3 protein-coding genes are annotated in these 2,584 nt (G+C 39.2%); all 3 read left to right on the plus strand.

Annotated features, from left to right (window positions below; translation table 11 throughout):
• The first annotated feature begins 231 nt into the window (after positions 1-231).
• Positions 232-711 (plus strand): hypothetical protein, encoded by a 480-nt coding sequence (locus tag HMPREF2954_RS04895; protein ID WP_045072216.1) that lies wholly within the window; start codon positions 232-234, stop codon positions 709-711.
• 70 nt (positions 712-781) lie between these two features.
• Positions 782-1,501: a hypothetical protein gene (locus HMPREF2954_RS04900; RefSeq protein ID WP_045072215.1), complete on the plus strand. Its 720-nt coding sequence runs from the start codon at positions 782-784 to the stop codon at positions 1,499-1,501.
• On the plus strand, positions 1,498-2,584 hold a 1,087-nt coding region (locus tag HMPREF2954_RS04905), incomplete at its 3' end, for a Tle-like phospholipase domain-containing protein (protein WP_083313606.1). The genes HMPREF2954_RS04900 and HMPREF2954_RS04905, both read left to right, overlap by 4 nt.

The following is a 2,584-nucleotide window of genomic DNA, read 5'->3' on the forward strand; positions in this document are numbered from 1 at the left end:
TTACCAAGCGGCTGAGGGGGGCGGTGAAGGTGGCTTCGTTGAAAGGAGGACAGCAATAGCAATGTAAGGCCTTCTGAAAACAAGCATAGTGGGTTTTGCCAAAATCATGGGCTTGGTTTTCAGACAGTCTGCCTGCTGTTATTCTGAGATAAAGTAGGAATAATATAAGAAGCAAAGTTGACTTTTTTCAGTCATAATCAGTATTAAGCTAATATTAACAAGAGATTTATTATGAAAAAATCATTATACATAACAAAAAATCAGATAAACCGCCATGCCCATAAATTATGTTTCTTTGCTGCTGTTTTAATTTGGATTTGTGCCTTACCCCAAAATGTCTTTACTTTTGGACAAGGAGGGCAATATGAGGGTTATTTTGTCTTGATTTTGGGAACAATATTTGGTCCAGGATTGGGGCATATCGGATATTTTGCCGTTTATGCAAATTATATTTGGTTCCTATTGATATTCACATCTCTTATCAGGCACCGATCCAAAAAAGTTATTTTCACTTTTCATGGATTGTTATGGGTTGTGGCACTGCTTACATTTACATTAGATGAAGTAATTGTGAATGAAGGGGGAGGACATGCAGAACCAACTTATGGATTAGGGTTGTATTTATGGTTTACCGCATTCTTATTGACAACTATTGCGGAATTATTGAAACAAAATGTTTTTCAAATTTTTAAAGAAAATTTAAAGGAATAATAAAGTAACGACAAATATTATTCCATTTCTATTCAAGATTAAAATACTTCGTTGTAGAAGGAGCTCCCTTATGAAACCTTTTATTTTGCTGTTCGGCCTCTGCGCCGCCTTATCATTAACCGCCTGCAACAAGGAGAAAAACGTGTACGAAGAATACGGATTTAAAGAATCGGATTTTCCCATCCACAAACTCCCAAAAGGAGATGCCCCGCCCAAGCATGTCAAAATCAACCCGAACCGTAAGGAGCATTATCAGGCGGTGGTTAAAATCAAAGATGCGCCTCTGACTTTTCAGATTGTGACGGGAGATGAACTGTACCAATCGGAAAACTGCAAATATGTAACCAATCGCTGGGTGGGGGCGACGACTTGGCCGCAATATCGGAAAAAATTGGAAATGATTAAAGTCGATAATAATACATATGTTACTGACTTTTATTCGGATACCCCTTTGGATGAAGATTACTATGGTGAGGGCGTATGTAAATGGCAGTTTTTAAGTGCTGCCATTGTAATGGAACCAACAGGAAAAGATGAGCGGGAAACAGCTTTGATTGTTCGTATTGATCCAGAAGATTTGAAGAAATTAACTGTGGAACATCCTGAATTAAAAGTAACCAATCATTATGAAAAAAATTTTTATCCTATAGCAACCGAATTTCAAGGTAATGGTTCAGTTAATAATGGGTATTCTGATAGAGGGATTGAAAGTTGGCATAAAAATGTGACAAATTATAAGCCAGATTCTCTTTTTACAGTTGAATTAACATTAAGAAAGGTTGAAAAATGAGAGCATTAAACAGTCAGGATTTTGCCCTGCTTTCCGATCATATTTATGGTAAGAAAGATGAAAACGGCGTAAAAAGACTGGTTTTTGATAACGAAAAAAATAAAGAAATAACTTTAAACGGTATTAAATATGCTGTTGAAAGAATCAGCGACAATCCAAAAAACGGTTATTTCGGTGCCATTTACCGTCGTTTGGATACCAACGAATTGATAGTTGTCCACCGTGGTACGGAATTTGAAACACGTCAAGACCGCGAAGCCGATATGCGTATGGTTAAAGACCATACTAATCCGCAATACAACGATGCTAGGGCATTAACTGAAGTGGCGAATGCAATGGCAAAACATAATGGGGCAAAAATCTACCAAACCGGCCACTCCCTAGGTGGGGCTCTTGCACAACTGTGCGGTAGCCGATACAACCAGCGTACCGAAACTTTTAATGCCTTCGGCGCAGCAGGTTTAAAAGAAGCCCTTCCAATCAATCCTTTGTCAGACAGACTGATTGTTAACCACCGCATGGGTGGCGATTATGTTTCATCTGCCAGCAACCATTTGGGCCGAAGTATTTTTTATACCACTTCACTTGAAGTGTCCAATCTGCGTAAGGGTGGTTTCGGCACGCATTCGACTGAAGATGACAAGTTTTTTGCCAATGCAGGTTTTAGAATGCCTTCAAGTTGGGATAATTTGGGCAGCGCATCAGATGTGTATACTTCCCATGCCGTCAGTAATTTTACGCCCGAACATGGGTTGTCCGTCTTATCTCCAAATTCTCCTGCGCGTAAATTGGCGGAAGACAATATGGCAATGATTGGGCGGTTTAACAATTATGTAAAAGAAGAGGTCCGCAAATCCCCCGATAAATTCGAAAGATCTATCAATCTTGCCGACAAATTTATTGCAGAGAATCAGCAACAATATTTAACCCCATATGAACAACAGGAGCGTCCTCAATACGCACATCTGTATCAACAAATGGATTCCGCAAAATCATATCCCAATATCGAAGATATGCCGCAATACGCCCAACACATCTACCATCAGGGCAAAGAATGTTTCGTTGATTTTTGTCGACATGAAA

The organism is Neisseria sp. HMSC067H09 (assembly GCF_001814135.1).
Classification (GTDB): domain Bacteria; phylum Pseudomonadota; class Gammaproteobacteria; order Burkholderiales; family Neisseriaceae; genus Neisseria.